The 555-nt window shown below is 36.8% G+C and carries 1 protein-coding gene; it reads right to left on the reverse strand.

The annotated features are described in order from the left end of the window. On the reverse strand, nt 1–555 hold a 555-nt coding region (locus tag ACPC58_RS11710), incomplete at both ends, for an IS6-like element IS1216 family transposase (protein WP_201245683.1).

Below are 555 nucleotides of genomic sequence, written 5' to 3' on the forward strand. Positions count from 1 at the left end.
GAGGCAGTGCGTAAACTTCGATAGAATTTATTGCGTCTCTTTACTGGACGATGGTCTTGTTCAATCAAATTATTCAGGTATTTAATGGTACGATGTTCTGTCCCTTGATAAAAGCCGTATTCTTTTAGTTTCTTAAAGGCACTTGTAATAGAGGGGGCTTTATCTGTGACTACAACCTTCGGTTCATCAAACTGCTTCACTAACCGCTTAAGAAAAGCATAGGCTGCTTGTGTGTCCCGTTTTTTACGTAACCAAATATCCAAGGTTAAACCATCTGCATCGATGGCTCGATACAAATAATGCCATTTTCCTTTAATTTTGATGTACGTTTCATCCATTTTCCAGGAATAAAAGGATTTTTTATTTTTCTTTTTCCAAATTTGATAGAGTAGTTTGCCATATTCTTGCACCCAACGATAAATCGTCGTATGAGAAACGTTAATGCCACGATCATATAAGATTTCTTGAACTTCACGATAGCTAAGGTTATAACGAAGATAGTAGCCCACGGCTACAATAATCACATCCTGCTGAAATTGCTTTCCTTTAAAATGA

The sequence above is a fragment of the Streptococcus sp. VTCC 12905 genome, from assembly GCF_049893385.1.
Classification (GTDB): domain Bacteria; phylum Bacillota; class Bacilli; order Lactobacillales; family Streptococcaceae; genus Streptococcus; species Streptococcus suis_AA.